The organism is Massilia sp. 01N410 (genome assembly GCF_056399665.1).
The window spans coordinates 1-18,533 of record NZ_JBFTRV010000010.1 but is presented as its reverse complement, the minus strand read 5'-3'; the positions used below and the strand labels follow the sequence as shown (position 1 = coordinate 18,533).

17 protein-coding genes are annotated in these 18,533 nt (G+C 67.6%); 11 read left to right on the top strand and 6 right to left on the bottom strand.

The features are described 5' to 3' along the window. Window positions 1-42 precede the first annotated feature (42 nt). Window positions 43-1,272, bottom strand: a complete 1,230-nt coding sequence (locus tag AC1DOP_RS14800; RefSeq protein ID WP_477251968.1) for a hypothetical protein — start codon at window positions 1,270-1,272, stop codon at window positions 43-45. A 159-nt stretch (window positions 1,273-1,431) separates the two neighbouring features. Here AC1DOP_RS14800 and AC1DOP_RS14795 point away from each other — a divergent pair, with 159 nt between their 5' ends. The 4 genes from AC1DOP_RS14795 (at window position 1,432) to AC1DOP_RS14780 (ending at window position 6,193) form a co-directional block, all read left to right on the top strand. After that, entirely contained in the window at window positions 1,432-2,013 is a 582-nt protein-coding gene (locus AC1DOP_RS14795; protein ID WP_441934986.1) for a DNA-3-methyladenine glycosylase I, read from the top strand. A gap of 2 nt (window positions 2,014-2,015) precedes the next feature. Continuing rightward, complete coding sequence (gene mnmC1 / locus AC1DOP_RS14790) at window positions 2,016-3,722, top strand: FAD-dependent 5-carboxymethylaminomethyl-2-thiouridine(34) oxidoreductase MnmC1 (protein WP_477251965.1); 1,707 nt, start codon at window positions 2,016-2,018, stop codon at window positions 3,720-3,722. 72 nt (window positions 3,723-3,794) lie between these two features. Next, window positions 3,795-4,526 (top strand): sensor histidine kinase, encoded by a 732-nt coding sequence (locus AC1DOP_RS14785; RefSeq protein ID WP_477251963.1) that lies wholly within the window; start codon window positions 3,795-3,797, stop codon window positions 4,524-4,526. Beyond that, complete coding sequence (locus tag AC1DOP_RS14780; RefSeq protein WP_477251961.1) at window positions 4,523-6,193, top strand: tetratricopeptide repeat protein; 1,671 nt, start codon at window positions 4,523-4,525, stop codon at window positions 6,191-6,193. The genes AC1DOP_RS14785 and AC1DOP_RS14780 overlap by 4 nt, the downstream gene beginning before the upstream one ends. A gap of 59 nt (window positions 6,194-6,252) precedes the next feature. Here the strand turns inward: AC1DOP_RS14780 and AC1DOP_RS14775 are convergent, their stop codons facing one another. Further along, window positions 6,253-6,906, bottom strand: a complete 654-nt coding sequence (locus AC1DOP_RS14775; protein ID WP_477251959.1) for a PhaM family polyhydroxyalkanoate granule multifunctional regulatory protein — start codon at window positions 6,904-6,906, stop codon at window positions 6,253-6,255. 88 nt (window positions 6,907-6,994) lie between these two features. Between AC1DOP_RS14775 and AC1DOP_RS14770 the strand changes: the two genes are divergently transcribed. Next, window positions 6,995-8,140, top strand: coding sequence for a DUF3108 domain-containing protein (locus AC1DOP_RS14770; RefSeq protein WP_477251957.1), 1,146 nt, complete (start codon window positions 6,995-6,997; stop codon window positions 8,138-8,140). 1 nt (window position 8,141) lies between these two features. Beyond that, window positions 8,142-8,903 (top strand): DUF3108 domain-containing protein, encoded by a 762-nt coding sequence (locus AC1DOP_RS14765; RefSeq protein ID WP_477251955.1) that lies wholly within the window; start codon window positions 8,142-8,144, stop codon window positions 8,901-8,903. A 33-nt stretch (window positions 8,904-8,936) separates the two neighbouring features. Here the strand turns inward: AC1DOP_RS14765 and AC1DOP_RS14760 are convergent, their stop codons facing one another. Then, the gene (locus AC1DOP_RS14760; RefSeq protein ID WP_477251953.1) at window positions 8,937-9,368 is read right to left on the bottom strand and encodes a hypothetical protein; all 432 of its coding nucleotides are present in this window, start codon (window positions 9,366-9,368) and stop codon (window positions 8,937-8,939) included. Window positions 9,369-9,630: 262 nt separating this feature from the next. Here AC1DOP_RS14760 and AC1DOP_RS14755 point away from each other — a divergent pair, with 262 nt between their 5' ends. The 3 genes from AC1DOP_RS14755 to AC1DOP_RS14745 are packed head-to-tail and all read left to right on the top strand — an operon-like array spanning window position 9,631 to window position 14,604. After that, window positions 9,631-11,016 (top strand): hypothetical protein, encoded by a 1,386-nt coding sequence (locus AC1DOP_RS14755; RefSeq protein ID WP_477251951.1) that lies wholly within the window; start codon window positions 9,631-9,633, stop codon window positions 11,014-11,016. Then, window positions 11,009-11,767 (top strand): hypothetical protein, encoded by a 759-nt coding sequence (locus tag AC1DOP_RS14750; RefSeq protein ID WP_477251949.1) that lies wholly within the window; start codon window positions 11,009-11,011, stop codon window positions 11,765-11,767. Before AC1DOP_RS14755 ends, AC1DOP_RS14750 begins: the two co-directional genes overlap by 8 nt. A 5-nt stretch (window positions 11,768-11,772) precedes the next feature. After that, on the top strand, window positions 11,773-14,604 hold the full coding sequence (locus AC1DOP_RS14745; RefSeq protein ID WP_441934996.1) for an ATP-binding protein: 2,832 nt from the start codon (window positions 11,773-11,775) through the stop codon (window positions 14,602-14,604). A gap of 7 nt (window positions 14,605-14,611) precedes the next feature. Here AC1DOP_RS14745 and AC1DOP_RS14740 read toward each other — a convergent pair whose 3' ends face one another. Beyond that, the gene (locus AC1DOP_RS14740; protein ID WP_477251947.1) at window positions 14,612-15,541 is read right to left on the bottom strand and encodes a LysR family transcriptional regulator; all 930 of its coding nucleotides are present in this window, start codon (window positions 15,539-15,541) and stop codon (window positions 14,612-14,614) included. Between the two features lie 112 nt (window positions 15,542-15,653). On the opposite strand from AC1DOP_RS14740, the gene AC1DOP_RS14735 reads away from it, so the two are divergent. After that, entirely contained in the window at window positions 15,654-16,397 is a 744-nt protein-coding gene (locus tag AC1DOP_RS14735) for an SDR family oxidoreductase (protein ID WP_477251945.1), read from the top strand. Window positions 16,398-16,400: 3 nt separating this feature from the next. On the opposite strand, the gene AC1DOP_RS14730 is transcribed toward AC1DOP_RS14735, so the two are convergent. Continuing rightward, on the bottom strand, window positions 16,401-17,321 hold the full coding sequence (locus AC1DOP_RS14730; RefSeq protein ID WP_477251943.1) for a DUF535 family protein: 921 nt from the start codon (window positions 17,319-17,321) through the stop codon (window positions 16,401-16,403). A 150-nt stretch (window positions 17,322-17,471) separates the two neighbouring features. On the opposite strand from AC1DOP_RS14730, the gene AC1DOP_RS14725 reads away from it, so the two are divergent. Further along, complete coding sequence (locus AC1DOP_RS14725) at window positions 17,472-17,834, top strand: DUF6404 family protein (protein WP_477251941.1); 363 nt, start codon at window positions 17,472-17,474, stop codon at window positions 17,832-17,834. 19 nt (window positions 17,835-17,853) lie between these two features. Here the strand turns inward: AC1DOP_RS14725 and AC1DOP_RS14720 are convergent. Then, a partial coding sequence (locus AC1DOP_RS14720; RefSeq protein WP_477251939.1) for an IS1595 family transposase occupies window positions 17,854-18,533 on the bottom strand: 680 nt, incomplete at its 5' end.

Sequence of the window (18,533 nt, the reverse complement as noted above, 5' to 3'; positions counted from 1 at the left end):
TGCGTGGGCGGGCTTGCCTTTGTTACTGGTAAGCGGCTGCGCCTAGCGTGAACGGCGGTGCAGGCGGCGCTGCAGGAAAAGGGCAGCGCCGGCCATGCCGCTCAGCCACAGGCTGCCCGGCTCGGGCAAGGGATGGTCCTTGGGCGGATTGTCGCGGCCCGGCAGTGGATTGGAACCCGGATCGGGACGTGGATCGGTAACCGGATCGGGACCCGGGGGCGGCGCGGCCGGCTTGCCGCCGGAGCCGCCCGTGCCTCCGCCGCCGCCGCCTCCGCCGCCGCCGCCGCCGCTGCCCGCGCTTTCGCCATCGGAACCGGCCGGCGCGGTATCGCCGGTGTTGTGACTGCCGAGACCCCCGGTCGCGATGCCGCCGCCGCTGGTCGATCCGCCGGACGTGTTCCCTGCGCCGCCGTTAGCGACGCCGCCGTTGCCGCCGTTCGGTGTCCTGCCGCCGAGGCCGGAAGCCGAATTCGCCAGCATGGCGAGCATGGTATTCCTGCGCCCGGTATCGGCCAGGGAATCGAGATAGCCCGCGCCGCCGCCGGCGACGCCGGCCTGGTCGAAGCGGGCCTGCGCCTGGGCGGCTGTCAGCAGGCCGGCCCCGTTCGCGAAGGATTGCGCCACGAAGGACTGGCCTTCACCCCCGTCCTCGTCCGGATCGAAGGCGATCTCGCGCAGGGCGCCGTCCCCGGCCGCCTGGGCTTGCTCGACCGGGGTATCGAGTTCCTGCTCGGACGGGCCCTTGACCTCGACCGGCAGCTGGGGCGTGTCCGAAATGCGGTTGCCGCAGCGTGCGCGGATATCGCTCCGGCCGTCGGACAGCACGGCCTCGCCCTCGGCCAGCATCACCTTCTTCGCGGTCCAGTACACCTGGTCGCCCTTGCGGTAGGACACGTACACGGCGCGCGCCTTCGGCACCGTGCGCAGCTCCGCCTTGTCGGTGCCGAATCCCGCGTAATGCGCGGCCACGGTCTTGTCGGCGAGGACGGCGCGAGCCAGCTCGGTGCGGCTGGTCACGCCGCCGGGGACGATCGAATACGGATACACATGCCGCGCCGGTGCCGGCGCGGCCTGGGCGGCAACGCGCAACGGCGCCGGCGCCGCCTGCACGGCCGGCGTGAGCGCTGCCGCGCGGCGCTGCTCCGGATGCGCGTCCTGTTGCAACAGGACGAGCGCGCAGCCGGCGGCAGCCAGCGTGGCCGCCACGGCCAGCCGCTTCTGCAGGCGCGCCTGCTTCATGGTTTGCCGCAGGTAGGCTCGACGGCTGTGCATGTCCGGAGGTTAAAGTAGGAGAGATCCTACAGGGTAACTGTTTGTAATTAACAATTCCATATTCTTTAAGAAATTCCTGTTTCAATGTAGACATTTTGATACAAGCAGGCGCCGGCAGCTTCCCATTCATCGAGCGTCCGCCGGGTTTATACTTCCGATATGGATACCACCCGCTGCACCTGGGCCAATATGGCCAATCCGCGCTACATCGCCTATCACGATCACGAGTGGGGCGTGCCCTGCCATGACGAGACCACGCTGTTCGAGATGCTGAATCTCGAAGGGGCGCAGGCCGGCCTGTCCTGGGAGACGATCCTGAACAAGCGCGACAGCTACCGCAGCGCCTTCGACGGCTGGGACGCCGCCAAGATCGCCCGCTACGACGACGCCAAGGTGGCCGAGCTGCTGGCCAATCCCGGCATCGTGCGCAACCGCCTGAAGGTCGCGGCCGCCATCAACAATGCGAAGGCCTACCTGGCCATGCGCGAGCAGGGGCTGACGCTCGACCGCTACCTGTGGACCTTCGTCGACCATCAAGCGATCGTCAACGACTGGCCGGACGGCGCACGGCCGGCGCGCACCGAACTGTCCGACCGCATTTCGAAGGACCTCGGCAAGCGCGGCTTCAAGTTCGTCGGCTCGACCATCGTCTACGCCTACATGCAGGGGATCGGCATGGTGGACGACCACGACCGCGGCTGCATGTGCCGCCAACGCAGCGGGGCCCACGGCAGGAGCTGAACATGGACTACCGGGATGCATGGTGCACCCAGGCGCACTATACGGTCTTCGACAGCGACTATGGCGACGGCGCCTCGTTCCGGGTGCTCGCCGACGTCTGGCGCACCGATCCGCACCGCTCGCCGCACCTGCACGTGATCGCCCTGTGCACGCAATCCGAGCCCGACTGCCTGCTGCCGGGCTTCCACCGCATTCCCCAGCCCGAGCCCGGCCTGACGCTGGACCTGCTGAATGCCCCCATCGATACGGCCCTCGGCCAGCTGGCGGCGCGGGTCGACCTGTTCCGCCTGCACGGCCTCGAGAACGCCGGCGCGGAGTTTGCGCGCGCGCTGGCGCGGGTGGCCGCGCCCCAGGCCCGCCTGCTGGGCCAGGGCCTGACGGCTGAGCAGGTGGCCGCGCTGGAAGTCCAGGGCTTCGTGTTCGAGCCCTGCAGCGAAGCGGACCGGCTGGCCGGCAAGCAGAAGGCGCGCTTCGCCAGCCGCAAGCCGCGGCCGCCGCAGCCGCCGGCGCCGGAGCGGCGCGCCATCGTGCTCGGCGCCGGCATCGCCGGCTCCGCCGCCTGCGAGCGCCTGTGCGCGCGCGGCTGGGAAGTGACCCTGGTCGAGCGCCACGAGAAGCCCGCCATGGAAGCCTCCGGCAACCGCGCCGGCATCTTCATGCCGCTGGTCTCGCGCGACGACAACATCCCGACCCGCCTGACCCGCGCCGCCTACCTGTACGCGCTGCGCCACTGGGAGCGCCTGGGCGGCATCGGTCCCGGCCGCAGCATCGAAGGCGATGCCTGCGGCGTGCTGCAGCTGGCGCGCGATCCCGGCCACGCCGAGGTGCAGCGCGCCATCGCCGCCAGCGGCGCGTTGCCGGCCGGCTTTGCCGAATGGCTCGAGCAGCCGCAGGCCGAGGCCCTGCTGGGCTTGCCCGCACCGGATGGCGGCTGGCTGTTCCGCCAGGGCGGCTGGGCCCGGCCCGGCAGCGTCTGCGAAGCCATGCTGGCGGCCTGCGGCGGACGGCTGCAGCAGCGCTTTGGCGTCGGCAGCGTGCGCATTGCCCGCGAGGACGGGCACTGGCTGGTGCATGACGAGCAGGGCGCCTTGGTGGCGCGCGCGCCCAACCTGATCCTGGCCAACGGCGCCGGCGCGATCCAGCTTCCGCATGCGGCGCCGCTGCCGCTGACGACCATGCGCGGCCAGGTCAGCCACCTGCCGGCGGACATGCTGCCGGCCCTGCCGGTGGTGCTGTGCCGCGAAGCCTACCTGACCCCGCCGTCGAACGGCGTCGTCAGCGCCGGTGCCACCTACGACCTCGACGACAATCCCGAACTCTCGCCCGCCAGCCACGAGGAAAACCTGGAACGCCTGCGCGGCCTGCTGTCCGATCCGCAGGCGGCGCAGGGCGCGCCGCTGCAGGGCCGGGTCGGCTTCCGCTGCATCGCCCCGGACCGCCTGCCGCTGGTCGGCCGCGTGCCGGACTTCGACGCGGCCGGCAGTACCGAACGCCTGCGCGACGTGCCGCGCCACCCCGGCCTGTACGCGCTGCTGGGCTATGCCTCGCGCGGCCTGATCTGGGCCGGCTGGGCCGCCGAGCTGCTCGCCGCCCAGCTCGAAGGCGAGCCCCTGCCGCTGGAATCGGCGCTGGTCGACGCCCTCGATCCGGCCCGTTTCGTGTTGCGCGCGCGCCGCACCAGCCGGGGGCCACAGGCCGAGGAGAGTTGATTTCCTGTAAGTAATTACACCGACTAAAGGTATAATTAACGTCCAGCAACATTTCACATCTGAAAGGTTGAGATGGACGACCTGACGGCAGACCACCCGACCCCCGCGCCCGACTCGCACGACCTGTTCCTGTTCCTTGCATCGACCGCGCACGACATGAAGAACTCGATCAGCGTCCTGTCCGGCACGCTGGAGCGCCTGCTCGTCGACGCGTCCCCCAAGACGGAATCGGCCTATCCGCAGATGGCGCACATGCTGTACCAGACCAAGCGCCTGAACGACAACCTGATGCAGTTGCTGGCCCTGTACAAGCAGGTCGGCAAGCCGGAATACCCCTTCGACGTGCAGCCGCTCGCGCTCGGCCAGCTGGTCGAGCAGGTGGTGGCGATCGAGCGCGTGCTGCTGAAGTCGCGCGGCATCCGGCTGGAACTCGACTATGACCCGGCCCTGATCTGGCACTTCGACGAAGACCTGGTGGTCGGCGTGCTCTCGCATGCGATCAACAACGCCATCCACTACACCTGCGACACCGTGCGCCTGGCGATCCGCGAGCTGGACGGCTGGCTCGAACTGCGCGTCGAGGACAATGGCCCCGGCTACCCGCCGGCCCTGCTGAAAGCCGGCGCGATCGCGACCCGCGAGCAGGGCAGCGGGGTCAACTTCCTGACCAACAGCGCCGGCCTGGGCCTGTATTTTTCCAGCGAAGTCGCGAAGATGCATCGTCACCGCGGCCGCCGCGGCAGCCTGCGCCTGGAGAACGGTGGGGCCTATGGCGGCGGCTGCTTCATCCTGAGACTGCCATGAACCTCGCGAATCCGGGCGTTGTCGCCGCCGCGGCCGACCAGATCGACTGGGCCGACAAGAACTACCTGGTGGTCGACGACTTCGTCGGCGTGCGCCAGCTGCTGCGCGAGAGCCTGCGCAGCCTGGGCGCGAAGAACATCGACCAGGCCTCGAGCGGCGGCGAGGCGATGGGCCTGCTGTCGCGCATCCGCTACGACGTGGTGCTGTGCGATTACAACCTCGGCGAAGGCAAGAACGGCCAGCAGGTTCTGGAAGAAGCGCGGGTGCGCAACCTGCTCAACCCGAGCACCGTGTGGCTGATGGTGTCGGCCGAAAAGAGCGTGGAATCGGTGATGGGCGCGGCCGAGCACCAGCCGGACGCCTACCTGATCAAGCCGATCACCGAGGGTGTGCTGCTGACCCGCCTGAACCGCGTGTGGCACAAGAAGCAGGTGTTCCGCATGATCGACCAGGCGTATGCGGAAAAGGATTATTTGCGCGCGGCCAGGCTGTGCGACGCCCAGATCGGGAACGACAAGATCCACGCCCTCGACCTGCTGCGCATGAAGGCCAGGCTGATGGAAAAGAGCGGCCAGCCGGCCAAGGCGCGCGAAGTCTACGAACAGGTGCTGGAACAGCGCGAATACCAGTGGGCGCGCGCCGGCCTGGCCAAGATCCGCATGGCGAACGGCGAGTTCGAGCAGGCGCGCCAGATGTTCCAGAGCGTGATCGCGGAAAACCGCTACTACATCGACGCCTACGACCAGCTGGCCGCGTCCTACCAGAACATGGGCAAGGCGGAGGAAGCCTGCGCGATCCTGGAGCGCGCCGCCAGGCTGTCGCCGAACTCGGTGCCGCGCCAGCGCAACCTGGGGAATATCGCGCTCAAGCTGGGCAATGTGCAGATGGCCGAGAAGGCCTTCCGCAAGTGCATCGCGATCGGCGAGTACTCGATCATGAAGACGCCGGACGCCTACCTTGGCCTGGCGCGCGTGTGCGGCCAGAAGAACGATCCGAAGGAAGCCCTGCAGCTGCTGCAGGCGGCCCAGCGCGAATTCGGCCACGAGCATCCGGACATGCTGCTGCGCACGAAGATCACCGAAGGCCTGGTCTATCACGAGAGCGGCGACTACCGGCGCGCGCGCAAGGCCGGCGACGAGCTCGAAGAGATGCTGAAGCAGAGCGCCGAACGCCCCGACACCGCCACCTGCCTGGAACTGGCGACCCTGCTGTTCGCGGTGGGCGTGAAGGATGCGCCGGCCGAGCTGCTGTGCTACGTGATCCGCAATAACCACGACAACCCGCTGCTGCTGGACGAAGTGCAGGCGATCTTCGAGAAGGCGCGCATGGGCGACGAGGGCCTGGACCTGATCCGCAGCTCGAAGAAGGAAGCGGCGGACCTGATGAACCAGGGCGTGCTGCTATGGAAGACCGGCAAGCTGGCCGAAGCGGTGGAGTGGATGCGCAACGCGCGCAAGGCGGTGCCGAACAACCAGCGGATCCTGTTCAACACGGCCCAGATCATGCTGTCGCACATGCAGCAGCACGGCTACGACGACAAGCTGTCCGCCGAAGCCTACGAGGTGCTGCACCACGTCGACCACCTGCTGCCGGGGCAGCAGCGCTTCGCGCAGCTGATGGAACAGCTGGCGCAGTTGCAGCCGCAGCCGGCGGAGGAAGCTGCGTGAAACCAGCCTTACGTTAGCGCTCGCGTGGGCACGGCGTGCCTGCGCCGGCCGCGCCCACCCTAGGGTTTATCGGCCTTCGGCTTGCCGCCGCGTGCACGGCCACTGCCGTTCGGCGCTGCGTCGGGTGCGGGTTCCGTCTGCGATGACGGCGCAGCCGGCGCCTCGCCCTGCGGCTCGGCCTTGGCGGCGCCATCGCCAGGCGCCATCGCCGTCGCTACTGCCTGAGTGAACTGTTCCTGAAGCATATTCCACCACGCCAACGCAGCCGGCATGCCCGTGGCCGCGGCCGGGTCCTGCGCCGGCGCAGCCGCACCGGGCTGGGCCGAACCGCCACCGCCGGCATGCCCGGCCGCGGATGCCCCCGGCTGGCCGAAGAAAGAAGCGAAGGGCATGCCCGCCATCTTCTCGGCGCTCACGCCCGACTGGCGCATCGCCTCGGCCATCGAGGCGCCCATGGTCTTGAGGGTCGACAGGGTGGCGCGCTGCACTTCCATGGTCTGGATGGTCCCGCGCAGCATGGTGAGGTTCATGTTGAGCCAGGATTCGACGGCCTTCAGGTCGGCGATCCGCTTGTCGAGGTCCTCGGGCGAGAGCGGCGGCGCGCTCATGCCCGACATGTTCGTGCCCGGAAGGTTCATCGAACCCCAGAGGTTCTTGACGAAGTCCAGCGTATCCGTCATCCCGGGCATATTGGCTGCAGGTGGTTTCAGCATGGTGGTCTTCTCCTGTTAGAGGTCGGGACGTGGAGCGCTCCTAGCGTATCAGAATACTTATGGCGCTCATAGACGTTACACTAGCCGGATGAGCCTCGCTTTCGCCCCGAACCGCCGCCGGAAAATCGTGCTGGGTGCGGTCACGGTCCTGCTGCACCTGGCCGTGCTGGACTGGTTCAGCGCCCAGGTCGGACGGCCGCGCGGGGACAGCGTGCGGCGCGAGGCGCCGCTGGTGGTGGCGGAACTGGTGGAGACGCCGGCCACGCCGCCGCCCCAGCCGCTGCCGCTGCCTCTCCGGCCCGCGCTCGAACCGCCGCCGCTGCCGCGCTTGCCGCCCGAGCCGGTGGAGGTGGACGAGGCCGGCCAGGGCGCCGCGGCCGGTCCCGGATCCGGCGATGGCGCGCAGGCAGCGGCGCCCGATGCCGCCGCCGGAGTACTTGCAGCCGGGCAGGGGAGCGCCCCGACCGCCGCGGCCGACGTACAATCCTCCCAGGCCGCCGCGCAGGCGCAGCCGGCAGCGGAACCGGCGCCGCCCAAGCCCGCCCCTGAAGCGCGTCACTACAAGGTCGACCTGCCGCCCGCCGCCGAGATCCAACTGGACGTCGCGCGCACCGACGCCAACGGCACGCAATGGAACGGTGATTCCCAGCTGTCGTGGACGATCACGCCGACCTCGTACAAGATCCGTGTCGAAGCCGGCATCACGGTGGTGTTCGCCCACGTGAACCTGCTGACCGTGATCAGCGAAGGTACGGTTGGCGAGGAAGGCTTCATGCCGACCCTGATGACGGAAAAGCGGCGCGGGCGGTCGATGACGGCCACCCATTTCAACCGCAAGGACGGCAGGCTCAGTTTTTCGGCGTCGGAAGCAACATATCCGCTGGTCTGGGGCGCCCAGGACAAGGCCAGCGTGCCGCTGCAGTTGGCCGCGATCGCGCGCGGCGATCCGCAGCAATTGTCGGGAAATATCGACATCCTTGTCGGCGAAGACCGCGATGCGAGCGTTTTCAGCTTTGTGGTGCTCGGCCAGGAACAGATCGACACGGGCATGGGCAGGATCGCCACCTGGCACCTGACGCGTCCACCCAAGCCCGGCTCGTACAACTCGCGCCTGGACCTGTGGCTGGCGCCCGACTACGGCTGGGTTCCGGTGCAGATCCGTAACCTCGAAGCGAGCGGGGCGGTGACGACCCAGACCGCGAACAAAATCGTGATGAAGAATTCAGGAAGCTGATATGAACAAGATGTGGAAACTGGCCGCTGCGGGTGGACTGCTGGCGGTGGCGATGACGGCCCGGGGCGCGCCCGCGGCGGACGAGCATCCGGCGCAGATGCGTCCCTTTAACCTGCCGCCCTCGGCCGACCTGTCGTACTCGATCAGCGCCCGCCAGCGCGGCTTCACGCTGAACGGCGAAGCCACGCTGAGCTGGCGCCAGGGCGACGGCAAGTACACGATCAACACCGATTCGCGCGTGGCCCTGCTGGGCAAGCTGACCGAGAACCGCAGCACCGGCACGATCGACAGCTACGGCCTTGCGCCGAACGAGTACTACGACAAGCGCTTCCGCAAGGACCCGGTCACGGCGAATTTCGACCGCGAGGCCAGGACCATCGGCTTCAGCGACGGCAAGAAGAGCTACCCGATCAAGGGCGGCGAGCAGGACCGGGTGTCGATCTCGTGGCAGCTGATCGGGGTGGCGCGTGCGGCCAAGGACAAGTTCAAGCCGGGCTCGGACTGGGACTTCTTCGTGGTCGGCCCCCACGATGCCGATCCCTGGACCTTCCGCGTGATCGGCCGCGAAAAAGTGCAGGCCGGCGCCGCCATCGGCACGGTCGACACCATCCACGTGCTGCGCGAACCGCCGCCGGGCTCGAAGGACCAGACCCTCGACATCTGGCTGGCGCCGTCGCTGGAGTGGTATCCGGTCAAGTTGAAGTTCGTCGACAACGACCGCGATTATGTGGAGCAGACGCTGGAGAAGATCACTCGCAAGTAAACCAATCCATTTGACGGCGCAGGGCGACGACAACTAGTCCTGCACCCCCGGATCTTCCAGCGAATCATTCTCCCAGTGCAACACGATCTCCTTCGGCGCATTCCCCATCCGCACGCTGCGCTTGAAGGTCTTGCCTTCGGCCGAGGCGCTGATGTGATACACGCCGGGCGGCAGTTTGGCAAAGAACATCGGCCCGGTATTCGCCACGCTCAGCACATTGCCTCCCCTGGCGTCCGTGATGTCGAGCTGGACGTCGGAGCGGTAGGCGCCGGTCTGCCGGGTGGCGAAAGTCAGTTGCAGGTTGTAGTCGGCGCGCAGGGCGCGCATCGCGTTCTGCTCGTCCTGGCCGACGCCGCCGTTGATGTAGCTGACGCCGTTCTGCTCCTTCGGCTGGGCGGCCAGCACGGCGGGCTGCATCAGGCAGACGGCCAGGGTGAAGGCTGCGGTGGCAAGTGTTCGTTGCATGGCATTTCTCCTTCAATCGTTGTCATGATAGCCATTATCTGGCGGCTGAGAGATGAAGAGCGCGCGGCTCGGTTCTCCATAGTGCGAAAGCAAAATATTGCATTCAGTGCAAGGTATTTTTGCCTTCATTCCGTTGCGTATTAGCCAGTTCTTAAAAGTTGCTTGGTCTTAACTGCTCGTTTGAACTGTTATACTGACGCCCCCGCGCACGCCGCCTTGGCCGCCGCACGCGTTACGAAACCGGCAACTGGTAAGCCTTACGATGATCGACAACCTGGCAGGCGCCGCCGCCGCCGACCTCCATTCCATAGCGCAAGACGAACTGGATCCCTTGCAGGCCCACTTCCACGAGGGAGTGGCGCCGGACGAGATCGAGCAGGTCTATCACCTCAAGCGCGCCCAGCCCATGCTGCAGGCGTTCACGGCCCTGTTCCACGGCGGCCAGGACGGCGTGATCGTGCGCCTGCTGGTGCTGCGCGAGCTGGCCGCCGAAACGGGCGAGTCCGCCTTTTCGCGCGCCGACATCAACCAGAAGTTCGCCTACCTGATCCCGGAAAGCCTGGAGACGGTGCTGGGCCGCCTGCGTTCGCACGGCCTGCTGGCCTGGGACAATCCGGCCGCGGTCTACCGCATCACGCCGCTGGCGCGCAATGTCCTGGCCGCCCTCGACACCCTGCTGGCGCTCGGCCGCCCGGAAGAGGACGAGGCCGAGATGGGTTTCCTGCTGTCGCAGGTGGCCGGCGCCCAGGCCGTCGGCGGCGTCACCGTCGAGCAGCTCAAGCACCTGCTGGGCCGCCTGGTCGAGCTGCACGAGGAGTTCCGCGACGCGATCGCCTCCGGCTCCGAATTCCGCCTGCGCGCCTCGCAGGCGAAGTGGCACATGGCCTGCGACTGGGTCGAGAAGGGCTCGGCGATCCTGCGCGCGATCACCTCGAGCGAGCAGGCGGATGCGGCCACACACAAGGCGGCGCAGGCGATCGGCCGCGCCCAGTCTTCGCTGCTGAACATGCAGGGCATGTTCTCGCGCGCCCTGAACCAGATCGAGCGCCAGCGCGTGCACCTGGGCCAGTCCGGCCTGTCGACCACCGACATCAAGCGCTGGCTGCTGGCCCACGACGACCTGGCCAGCCTGGCCGAGGGCGCGATCGAGCGTCCGGTCCTGCCGCTGTTCGTCACGCCGGCCGAGATGATCGACGTCGCCGAGACCGAGCTGATGATGGAGCGCGCGGTCAACGTGGCGCCGGGCGGCCTGCCGAGCGGCGAGGACGCGCCGCTGACCATCAACGACAACCCGGCCATGCAGGGCGAGCTCGACGACTGGATCAAGCGCCTGGCCGACTTCGCCAACCTCGACAACTTCCCCGTCATGGCCGAAGGCGCGCCGAAGAGCGTACCGATCCAGGATTCGCTGCTGCCGGCCAGCTTCGCGGTGGCGTCCTACCGCGCCTCGCTGCTGCCGCTGCTGGGCGACCCCGCCGAGGCCAGCCTGCAGGGCCGGACCGCCGAACTGGCGCGCCTGCCGGTACGCTTCAATTCCGAGGATGAAATGGTCCAGCTGGACGACCCCCACGTGGCGGCGATGTCGCTCGCGACCCTCTCCTTGATTATGGAAACTGAGCTAGATTTGGACAGAAAAGACGATGAATGACGATGCACAGATCCTGATTGCGCGGCTGCTCACGCACCAGACCCTGCGCCGCGACGACAAGATGGTCAAGCGCGCGCTGTCCGACGATACCTTCCGCGCCGAGATCGACAAGCGCCTGCTGGAATCCGGCCTGAAGCTGATCGACAACGTGTATGCCGACCACGTCACCCTGGCCCTGCACCGCAACGTCGAGCCGAAGATCTTCGGCGCCAAGGACATCTGGCAGAACAATAACTTCGGCCTGACCCGCGACGGCGTGGCCCTGCTGGTGGTGCTGTGGGCGCAGATCATCCTGCCCAAGCGCCAGCGCCAGGAGACCCACCAGGCCATCGACGTCGACCAGTCGGACATGTTCGACAAGGACAATCCGATCCCGCGCGCCGAGGACACCTCGATCGGCATCTCCTACACCGCGCTGCTGGCCGACTTCGGCGACAAGCTGGGCAAGAAGACCCGCATGGACATGAACCTGGGCCTGCTGTCGAAGCTCGGCTTCATCGAGCGCCGCGGCGACGTGATCCTCGAAGGCCCGCTGCTCGACCTGCTGATGGACACCGACCTGCTGAAGGAGCGCATCATCAACGGCGCCCTGGCCGAGGTGTTCAAGCGCGCGCCGCTGAGGGCGGTACGCCGCCCGGTCAGCGAAGCGGCCAACGATGCGGGTGCCACGGAAGCCGCATCGGCGGAGCCTGTCGCCGCCGAGGCTCCCGCCGAGGCTCCCGCCGAAGCCGCCCCCGAATCCCAGGAGTAAAGCGCATGTTCCACATTAAATCTCTCGAGCTGGTCCACTGGGACTACTGGCAGCGGATCAAGAACATCCCGCTGGACGCCAAGATCATCACCATCGCCGGCCAGAACGGCTCCGGCAAGACCACGCTGCTCGACGCGCTGCGCACCCTGTTCGGCCTCGACTGCTCGATGGGCCGCACCTATAAACACTATGCGCGCCACTCGGGCCAGCAGAGCGCCTGGATCCGCGCCGTGGTCGACAACAAGCCGTCCGGCCGCCAGCTGTCGAACCGTCCGTTCCGCCACAGCGGCTTCTTCAGCGACGACGAAGTCACGCTGTTCTGCCAGGTGCAGAAGAACGGCGGCGACTGGAAGCGCCAGTACCTGATGCGGCCGGGGAATATCGACATCGAGGAAGTGACCGAGGCCAGCGACTGGCTGGGCGTCGAGAACTACCGCAAGCGCCTGGCCTCGGCCGGCCTGTCGCCGGCGATGTCGAAGGTGCTGGCGCTGGAGCAGGGCGAGACCGATAAGCTGTGCGAATACTCGCCGCGCCAGCTGCTGGACCTGGTGTTCCAGGTCTTCGGCGACAAGGAAGTGCTGGACGCCTACGACGAAGCCAAGCGCCACCAGCGCGATACCGAAACGGAGCTGAAGCGCTTCGAGGCCGAGCTGGAAACCTCGCGCATCAACCTCGAAGGCCTGCGCCTGCGCGTCGCGAATTATCACCAGTGGGAAGACCTGAACAAGGAACGCCGCGCCCTGGTCGAGGAAGCGCTGCCCAGCCTGGAATACCACGAGGCGCGCGAAAAGGCGGCCCAGACCAGCCGCGCCCTGCGCGAAGCGAAGAAGCCGCTGATGCAGGCCGACAGCCAGCTGGCCGAGAAGCGCCACGCGCTGGCGGCCCAGCAGCGCGCGCTGACCGAAGCCCAGCAGCAGGAAGTGCAGCTGGAGCAGGAAGCGAACACCCTGGCCGGCCGCCTCACGGAAGTCAACCGCAAGCTCAAACCCCTGGAAAGCCTGCTGGAACAGAAGGAGCGCCTGCAGAAGCTGGCCGCGGATTCCGGCGCCGACATCGCCGAAGTGACCACCCAGCTGGAAGCCAAAGAAGCGCAGCTGGCGAAGAAGAAGACCGAGCGCGACAACCTGGCGGCACGCATCGCCGGCGAGCTGTCGACCATCTCGGCCCTGCAGGGCAAGAGCTCGATGCCGGAACCGGAAGCCCAGCGCCTGATGCGCCGCGCGCTGAACGACGCGAACATCCGGCATGCGATGCTGTCCGATATCGTCGAAGTGACGGACCCGAAATGGCAGGGCGCCGTCGAGGGCGTGCTGGGCGGTTACGCCTCGGTGGTGCTGCTGGAGAATGCCAAGGATGCGCCGGCGGCGTACAAGCTGGCCGAAAAGGAGCGCTACCGCCACTTCATCGTGCCGGATTGCGTCAGCGCGCCGGTGGTCAAGGACGACACCCTGCTGTCGGTGGTGCGTTTCAGCTCGAAGGCGCCGTCCTGGCTGATCGACCAGCTCGAGCGCATCGAGCGCGTCGAATCCGTCGACGCCGGCTTCAAGAGCGATGCCGACGAGTGGATCACGCCGGACGCGTATCACCGCGAACGCCGCGGCGGGCGCTCGTTATTTGTTGAGCCCTCGCGCTACCGCTTCGGCGCGGCCGGCAAGACCCAGCGCCTGGAAGCGATCCAGAAAGCGCTGCCGGCCCTGGAGGCCCAGGAAGACAAGCTGACGCTGGAGATCAGCAAGCTGGCGACCGAGGTGTCGGCGCTGCGCGTGCGCATCGCCGGCGTCGACGCCGTCAAGGAACTGAGCGCGCGCCAGGCCGAGTTCGAGGAAGCCACGCGCGCCATCGAGCCGCTCAAGACCGAGCGCCTGGAAGTCGGCGCGCGCCTGGGCGAGCTGCAGGTGCTGACCAAGAACGCGACCGTCACCCGCACCCGCGCCGACACCGTGTGGCAGAACGCCCGCATGGCGCTGTCGGAAGCGGAAGCCGGCATGCGCCTGAACCACCGCCGCCAGATCGAGCAGCGCAGCGATCATGCGCGCGCCCTGCTGGAGCTGCGCCGCAACTGGCGCCACGTGCCGAAGGCCTGGCGTCAGCCGGAACGCCGCGCCGCCCTGGTGGCCGCGCACCAGAACACCCACCAGGTGAAGCTGCGCGTGGGTTCGCTCGACACCTCGCTGGCGCGCAGCGACTGGGAACACGATCCGACCGTGATCGACCAGTACGAGCGCCTGAACGACCAGCTGTCGAACCGCCAGAACGAGACCGAGGAGCGGCGCTACCAGAACAACCGCGCGATCGAAGCCACCGACAATGCGCGCGGCGCCTACATCGAGCGCCTGCGTTACACGATCAAGACCTACTCGAAGAACATCAGGGAGCTGGGCGAGCTGGCGAATATCGAGGTCACGGTCGATCCGGTGCGCCTGGAGAACGACGACCTGCAGCTGGCCCAGGCCGGCCTGCACGTGCGCTTCAAGTTCGACGGCAAGGGCCAGATCGGCATGAACGACGGCGAAGCGTCCGGCGGCCAGCAGGTCATGAAGTCGCTGGTGCTGCTGATCGGTTTGCTCAAGTCGGAAGAGGGCTCGGGCGGCTTCGTGTTCATCGACGAACCCTTCGCCCACCTGGACATCCGCAACATCCAGCTGGTCGGCGAGTTCCTGAAGAACACCGACGCCCAGTACCTGATGACGACCCCGCTGACCCACAACACGGACGTCTACGATCCTTCGGACCTGACCCTCATCACCAGCAAGAAGAAGAAGGACGTGCAGTGGGCGCAGCCGATCTTCGTGCTGCAGCGGCGCGCAGCCGGCGAGGCGGCTGCAAAGGCGGCCTGACACCGGGTCAGCGGCTTGAAAAGCGTTCCGCGCCACCGCCGGTGCGGAACGCTTCCACCACATACTCCACGAAGACCCGCACCTTGGCCGGCAGCAGCTTGCGGCTCGAGTAGTAGATGGCCAGCGGGCGGTTCAGCCCGTGCCAGTCGGGCAGCACCCGCAGCAGTTCTCCGGTCTCCAGCAAGGGCAGGGCATGCGGCATCGGCAGCATCGCGATGCCCAGGCCGATGGCGGCCGCGCGCGCGATCGCTTCCGGATCGTCCAGCACCGCAACCGGCCGCACGTTCGCCACGACTTCCCGTCCCGCACCGCTCTTCAAGGTCCACGGCATCAGGCGGCCCGACCCGAGCGCGCGCCGCAGCAGGCCGCGATGGCGCGACAGCTGCTCCGGCTCTTCCGGCGCCGGGAAGCGCCGCAGATAGCCGGGCGCCGCCACCAGCACCGACCTGGCCTGCGCCAGTTCGCGCGCCACCAGGGCGTCCGTCAGTTCCACGCCGCCGCCGATGGCGACGTCGAAGCCTTCACCGATCAGGTCGACCTGGCGGTTATCGAAATGCAGGTCGGGCACCACGTCCGGATAGCGTTCCAGGAAGCCCTCCAGCAGCGGCACGAAATACATGCGGCCGACCGCCGGCGCCATCGCGATCTTCAGGGTGCCGGCCGGCTTGCCGGCGTCCTGGCGCAGGTCGGCCAGGGCATCGGCGATCTCGGTCCAGGGCAGGCGCACCTGGCGGTAGAGCCGCTCGCCTTCCGCCGTCAGGCTGAGGCTGCGCGTGCTGCGCTGGAACAGGCGCACGCCGACGCCGGCTTCGAGCCGCGCCACGCTCTTGCTGACGGCCGCCGGGGTCAGGCCCAGGCGCCTGGCGGCGGCGGAAAAGCTGGCCTCGTCGGCGGCGGCGACGAAGCAGTCGAGGTGGGGGGAAAGATCGGTTTGCATGCTTTCATCTTATACCAATGGTTGAAAGTGTAATACCGGATTGCCGACTACCGGGAACAAGTGGTCCGGACCATACTTTCCTCACCAAGCACCCACACGAAAGGAAAGCATCATGGACTCCAGACTGAACAATCAGGTTGCCTTCATCAACGGCGGTTCGCGCGGCATCGGCGCCGCCACCGCGCGCCGCCTGGCCCGCGAAGGCGCCAGGGTCGCGATCGGCTACCAGTCGTCCGCCATCGCCGCCGAAGCCCTGGTGGCGGAGATCGAAGCCGGCGGCGGCGAAGCGATCGCGATCCGCGCCGACGCCGCCGATGCCGACGCCCTGACCCGCGCCATCGACCGCGCCGCCGACCACTTCGGCCGCCTCGACATCCTCGTCAACAGCGCCGGCGTGCTGCGGCTGGGTTCCGTGGAAGAGTTCTCGCTGGCCGACTTCGACCAGACCCTGGCGGTGAATGTGCGCGCCGTGTTCGTGGCCTCGAAGGCCGCCGCCGCCCACATGCGGGATGGCGGGCGCATCATCAACATCAGCAGCACGAATGCCGTGCGCATGCCGTTCGCGGGCGGCGCCGCCTATGCGATGAGCAAGTCGGCGCTCACCGGATTGGTCAAGGGGATGGCGCGCGACCTCGGGCCGCGCGGGATCACCGTCAACAATGTGCAGCCGGGTCCGATCGACACCGACATGAACCCGGCCGAAGGCGAGTTCGCCGAGAGCCTGCACGGCCTGATGGCCTTGCCGCGCCATGGCCATGCCGACGAAGTGGCGGCGATGGTGGCCTACCTGGCCGGCCCGGAAGCGGGCTTCGTGACCGGCGCCGACCTGCTGATCGACGGCGGCTTCGCTGCCTGAGGATCAGTGCGCGGCGCTGCCGGCCAGGTGCCGCTGCAGCGCCAGCCGCGCCGACCGCTCGATCGCCTGCCAGCACCCGCGCCGCAGCGCGGCCCGCTTGCGGTGCCTGGCGGGCACGCCGGACAGCGGCTTGAGGTAAAAGGGCAGGGCGATGCGCCAGCACCGGCCCGCCATCGGCACGCCGCCGAGGCTTTCCCAGAAGCCGTCGTAGGCGTTCGCGAAATGCCTGGCGTCGGCCGGCTTCCAGGCGCTCTGGCATGCGGCCTTGACGGCCACGGCCTGCCGCATGCCGAGGGCCAGCGCGATGCCCTGCAGGGCGGCGAAACAGAAGAAGCCGGGCGAGTTGTGCGGAAAAGCCTGCTCGAAGGCGGCAAAGGCGGCGCCGGCATCGAGACGGTGGCCCTGGTTGCGTGCGATGAATGGGACGACGGGCGCGGCGACCCCGGCGAAGGCGCCCTCGACCCAGCTGAAGGACAGGCGGTGCAGGCAAACACCGCCGGCGCGCATGGCGATCGTCAGGTCGCCTTCCGCGCTCAGGCGCGGCGCCATCTCCAGCCGGATCTCGAAACGCCCGCCGCCGGCCGCATCCGCATGCCGCCACAGGAGCAGGCCGCCGTTGCGGTAGACGGCGCGCTTGTAGGCGGCGTCGAAGGCGCCTTCTTCGAAACGGTAATGGGCGAGTACGCAATGCACCCGCTGGCGCAGCGACAGCCCTTTCGCCAGGTAGTGGCGGTGGCTCAGGTGGTGGAAGACGTCGTCGTGCGCCAGGGCCACGTAGCGGCGATGGATGTCCAGCGCCAGCAGTTGCCGGTGCGCGTGCCGAAACAGCAGCACCCGCAGGCTGCGCGCGACGCAGGCCAGCCAGGACGGTAGAGGATAGTGGCGCCGCGCCAGCCAGTGCCTGGCCAGGAGGGTAAGGACCATGCGAGCTCCGGGAAGCGTGGTTTTACGGCGATTCTCTGCCGGGCCCGGTACTGCGTATTAGAGCTGCACAAGATCCTTGCCGAAATACGTGCGTGAGAATTGACGCATTTCCCGGCCATCGTCGGCTGATATCATCGGGAAACGTTTTCGATGAGGGAAAGAATGGAATTCCAGGCAAGACGAGACAGGGCCATCGAGTTGCTGGAACAGAGCGGCATCGAATGCAGCAGCTACGCGCCGCCCTTGATGCGTCTGCTGTGGCGCTGCGGGGTGCAGGTGCGGCCGCCGCATTTCATGGGTTTCGCAGCCGCCGCCCTGTTGTCGGGCAGCTGGTTCGCCGTCGGCTGGGGCCTGGTCATGTGGGTCGGATTCTGGTCCCGCCACAACACGGAGATGCCCTCGGCCCTGCTCAGCGCCTGCGGTGCCGGGCTGTTCTTCGGCTTGTCGATGGCCGGCTACTATGCCCACCAGCGCAGGAAGCATGATTTGCCGAGCTGGGAGTCGCTGGTCTAAGTACTTGGCGCTGTTCGCGCTAAGTGTTGAATCTGCCGAGCGCCGCTCTCAAAAAGGCATCTGGACTGGCAATGCGCTGCCCATCCAGCGCCCAGCGCCAGCCGAAGTAGTGGCCCAGGTAACGGCTGGCGACGCCGCGGAACGGCAGCAGCCAGGTGCGCATCCGGCTGTGATAGGCGTTCACGTTCTGGATGTGAAGCGCACCGCGCTTTCTTTCGCCGGCCCTCGTATTGATGGCCTCATGTGAAATCCCGACCTCCCGCGCGAATGCCGGGTAGGCCGCATGGCTATCGGTCACCAGCAGCACGTCGCGCGCCAGGCGTGGCCCCAGGTGTTCCACCAGTTGCCGCTTGCTGACGCTGCCCTTGCCGGTCACGGCATCGATGGTCTGGCCGCTGCGATCGCGCGCCACCAGGATGCACACTTGTTCATTCGAGATCCCGCGCTTTGTCGCCTTGCCGCCGCGTCTTCGTGGCGGACGATCGAGATGTCTGGACCCCTTGTGCGATTCGAGCACATACATCTCATCGGCTTCGGCGATGCCACTCAGTCGTTGCGGGCGGTCATCCTTGCTCAAGGCCAGGAAACGGTGACGCCATCGAAAGCTGGTCGCGCTGGCCACGCCGATCTCGCGCGCCGAGCGGCGCACGCTGCGGGAGTCGAGCATGCAGCCGAGGTAGTCGAGCCAGTGCGCCTTGT

Coding starts and splice junctions, on each gene's coding strand:
- AC1DOP_RS14800 (WP_477251968.1), bottom strand. CDS start 1,272: ATGCACAGCCGTCGAGCCTACCTGCGGCAAACCATGAAGCAGGCGCGC.
- AC1DOP_RS14795 (WP_441934986.1), top strand. CDS start 1,432: ATGGATACCACCCGCTGCACCTGGGCCAATATGGCCAATCCGCGCTAC.
- mnmC1 (WP_477251965.1), top strand. CDS start 2,016: ATGGACTACCGGGATGCATGGTGCACCCAGGCGCACTATACGGTCTTC.
- AC1DOP_RS14785 (WP_477251963.1), top strand. CDS start 3,795: ATGGACGACCTGACGGCAGACCACCCGACCCCCGCGCCCGACTCGCAC.
- AC1DOP_RS14780 (WP_477251961.1), top strand. CDS start 4,523: ATGAACCTCGCGAATCCGGGCGTTGTCGCCGCCGCGGCCGACCAGATC.
- AC1DOP_RS14775 (WP_477251959.1), bottom strand. CDS start 6,906: ATGCTGAAACCACCTGCAGCCAATATGCCCGGGATGACGGATACGCTG.
- AC1DOP_RS14770 (WP_477251957.1), top strand. CDS start 6,995: ATGAGCCTCGCTTTCGCCCCGAACCGCCGCCGGAAAATCGTGCTGGGT.
- AC1DOP_RS14765 (WP_477251955.1), top strand. CDS start 8,142: ATGAACAAGATGTGGAAACTGGCCGCTGCGGGTGGACTGCTGGCGGTG.
- AC1DOP_RS14760 (WP_477251953.1), bottom strand. CDS start 9,368: ATGCAACGAACACTTGCCACCGCAGCCTTCACCCTGGCCGTCTGCCTG.
- AC1DOP_RS14755 (WP_477251951.1), top strand. CDS start 9,631: ATGATCGACAACCTGGCAGGCGCCGCCGCCGCCGACCTCCATTCCATA.
- AC1DOP_RS14750 (WP_477251949.1), top strand. CDS start 11,009: ATGAATGACGATGCACAGATCCTGATTGCGCGGCTGCTCACGCACCAG.
- AC1DOP_RS14745 (WP_441934996.1), top strand. CDS start 11,773: ATGTTCCACATTAAATCTCTCGAGCTGGTCCACTGGGACTACTGGCAG.
- AC1DOP_RS14740 (WP_477251947.1), bottom strand. CDS start 15,541: ATGCAAACCGATCTTTCCCCCCACCTCGACTGCTTCGTCGCCGCCGCC.
- AC1DOP_RS14735 (WP_477251945.1), top strand. CDS start 15,654: ATGGACTCCAGACTGAACAATCAGGTTGCCTTCATCAACGGCGGTTCG.
- AC1DOP_RS14730 (WP_477251943.1), bottom strand. CDS start 17,321: ATGGTCCTTACCCTCCTGGCCAGGCACTGGCTGGCGCGGCGCCACTAT.
- AC1DOP_RS14725 (WP_477251941.1), top strand. CDS start 17,472: ATGAGGGAAAGAATGGAATTCCAGGCAAGACGAGACAGGGCCATCGAG.